Origin of the sequence: Fodinibius sp. (assembly GCF_041642155.1) — a bacterium.
GTDB lineage: Bacteria > Bacteroidota > Rhodothermia > Balneolales > Balneolaceae > Fodinibius.
The window spans coordinates 1-3200 of the sequence record NZ_JBEPWZ010000324.1; the positions used below are offsets into that span (position 1 = coordinate 1).

Annotated in this window: 2 protein-coding genes; one reads left to right on the plus strand and one right to left on the minus strand. The window is 47.8% G+C overall.

All coding sequences use genetic code 11. From position 1 onward, the window contains the following. Nucleotides 1–1781, plus strand: a 1781-nt coding sequence (locus ACESLU_RS13420; protein WP_372639139.1) for an ATP-dependent Clp protease ATP-binding subunit, incomplete at its 5' end; no start/stop codon positions are given. A 203-nt stretch (nt 1782–1984) separates the two neighbouring features. On the opposite strand, the gene ACESLU_RS13425 is transcribed toward ACESLU_RS13420, so the two are convergent. Next, nucleotides 1985–3109, minus strand: coding sequence for a hypothetical protein (locus tag ACESLU_RS13425; protein ID WP_372639140.1), 1125 nt, complete (start codon nt 3107–3109; stop codon nt 1985–1987). Nucleotides 3110–3200: the final 91 nt, after the last annotated feature.

Sequence of the window (3200 nt, forward strand, 5' to 3'; positions counted from 1 at the left end):
TCATGGGTGAGCTGGAGAAAACAGAGAATGTGATCCTGTTCATCGATGAGCTTCATACCATCGTGGGAGCCGGCGGAGCCAGTGGCTCGCTGGATGCGTCTAACATGCTGAAGCCGGCGCTGGCCCGTGGAGAAGTCCAGGCTATCGGAGCGACGACGCTCAATGAATATCGCCAGCACATTGAAAAAGACGGGGCTCTTGAACGGCGGTTCCAGAAAATTATGGTGGATCCGACAACACCGGAAGAAACCATCGAAATTCTTAGTCAAATCAAAGGTAAGTACGAACAACACCATAGTGTTGCTTATTCGAAGGAAGCTATTGAAGCCTGTGTAAAACTGACCGATCGGTATGTGACCGATCATTTTCTGCCGGACAAGGCTATCGATGCGTTAGATGAGGCCGGCGCACGTGTTCACCTCTCAAACATCCACGTGCCCCAGCATATCATCGACCTCGAAGAAGAGATCGAAGAGACCAGCAAGGAGAAAAACGGCATGGTCAAAAAGCAGCGTTTTGAAGAAGCGGCCCGGCTTCGTGACAAGGAAAAACGTCTGACGGACGAACTCGAACAGGCCCAGAAAGAATGGGAGAAAGAGTCGGAAGAAATAATCTATGATGTTGAAGAAGATGACGTAGCCAAAGTCGTCGGTATGATGAGCGGCATCCCCGTCAGTAAAATCAGCCAGAGCGAAAGCAAGAAGCTGGTCAAGATGAAAGAAGAACTTTCCAGACAAATTATTGGCCAGAACGAAGCCATTGTCAAGCTTACCAAAGCTATCAAACGCACCCGGGCGGGACTCAAAGATCCGACGCGGCCCATCGGGTCGTTTATCTTCCTGGGTCCGACGGGCGTCGGCAAGACGGAAATGGCCAAAGTGCTGGCGCGCTACCTTTTTGACAAGGAAGATGCGTTGATCCGTATCGACATGAGTGAGTATATGGAGAAGTTCTCCGTATCACGGCTGGTGGGGGCTCCTCCCGGCTATGTGGGCTACGAAGAAGGCGGCATGCTTACCGAAAAAGTGCGTCGCAAGCCCTACAGTGTGGTACTCCTGGATGAGATTGAAAAAGCGCATCCGGATGTGTTCAATATATTGCTGCAGGTGCTCGACGACGGTATCCTTACCGACAGCCTGGGACGCAAGGTCGACTTTCGCAATACGATCATTATTATGACTTCCAATATCGGAGCCCGGGATATCCGTAATCTCGGTCAGGGTATCGGCTTTTCATCCGGCGACAGCAGCTTTGATTATGAGAAGATGAAATCAACCATTCAGGATGCCCTGAAGAAGGTCTTCAATCCGGAATTTCTCAATCGTATTGATGATGTCATCACCTTCCGTGCCCTCGAGAAGGAAGATATTTTCCAAATTATCGATCTGCTCTCGGATGATCTCTTTAAACGCATTCGTGAACTCGGCTATGAGGTTGAGGTCTCCAAGGGCGCCAAAGATTTCATCAGCGACAAAGGGTTCGACCAGAAATATGGTGCACGCCCCCTGAAACGAGCCATTCAGAAATATGTGGAAGAACCGCTGGCAGAAGAATTGCTTGAATCCGAACATCCCGAGGGATCAAAAATAAAGATCAAGATGAACGACTCCCGCGATGGATTAACGTTCGACTGGATTGAGGGAGATGATGACGCCGTGGCCGCTGTCGAAGGCAGCAAGGCTGAATCAGAGGAGAGCGGGGATAGCGACGACAGCAATAATGGTGGTGATGAGAAGAACAGTTCTGAGAACAAGGAATCACCATCCCAAGCCAAGGCATAGCCTTTATTCACTGACCTGAAACAATCGGCTGAAAATTAATTAAACAAAAAGGCCTCCCGGTGGAGGCCTTTTTTATTTTTCTTATTCTCAATAATATAAGGAGTCCCTACAACTCACCCTGATGCCGATAAGGAAGATTTGCAAAGGCTTTGTTGTAATAAGAACCTTACGAGTTCAAAGAAAAGGGAACTCCCGCTTCTTCGCTAAAAAGCCACCTCTATGCTCAGCTCCTTATTGGCTCCCACCAATTGATACTTGTTGGATGATATTCTTCTTATTTCCGGCGTAAATACCTCATGAAAACGTAGCACTTCCGAAAAGCTTTCGCTGACAATATCCCGCCTGGCCAGATCAACCGCCTTGACTTCAATATTGTTAAGATCCTCGGAAGAGGATGAATAATACCCGCTGATAATAAGCAGCATATCATCCTCCGAAAAATAATCAGCCATAAAAACCGGTTGCTGCAGGCTGGTGCTGCCCATATTTTCTCCATTCAACAGGTTGTAAACCCGGATCCTGGTGTCCGAAAACAAGGTGAGATATTTCCCGTTATCCGCTAAATTCGCACCCACCAGTTCCTCCTCTGAAACAATGGTATTAATCTCATTCCCATATTTGTCCATAACAGTCACCCGGTCGTGCGTGCCGTCAGCCGCCGTCACGACCGTAATCATATTTCCGTCATACGAAAGCTTAAGATCTTCGATATACCGGTCATCGCTCTGAAAGATTTGCCGTAGCTGCTTATCGGTATCAATCATCTGAACTTTTGAGCCGACCGTACCGCCCGACTTAATTTTTGTGGTATAGATGATGAACGTCTCATGGCCTGGATTCGTCACGAGCTCGGAAATAGTCTCTCCCTGCTGCGTACTGCTTCCGTTTGATATGTTGGTCCCGATCTCTCCCAGCTCGTCGTGAAAGGTAAAATTCATAATATTATTGCGAAGCAGCAGGTGTCCCGCGTTCGTGGGATATACAGACAAAGACGGGTCATTTGAGCCCAAAGCGATAGAAGTATATTTATTCAGCGTATCGCCCCTGGCATTCAGTAAGGTAACCTCTGCCCTGCCCTCCACATTATCCAGCAGGCTTACGACGGTTCGATCGGGCGAAACGCCCACAGCGGCAAAATTGGAGGTGAGTCCGGAATCGGGAAAACGGATTTGCCCGGATTCGAGCTCAACGACAGCGCCATTGGCCAGTGAAAAGACCGAAGAACCATTGCCCGTTGTAGCCGGCGTAACTGCAACGTTAATCGACTGGGCCGATATTATGACAGGAAGAAAAAGGATAAAGAACAGTGAGAGAACATTGCGAATCATAAATTAAATAATAATCAGATATTAAAAATTAAAAGACTTTAAGAACGGATTTTTTTGTCAGACATGCAGGTATATAACAGTCAAAAATTCT

Excerpts from the sequence above, each read along its gene's own strand:
- ACESLU_RS13425 (WP_372639140.1), bottom strand. The coding sequence starts at position 3,109 with ATGATTCGCAATGTTCTCTCACTGTTCTTTATCCTTTTTCTTCCTGTC.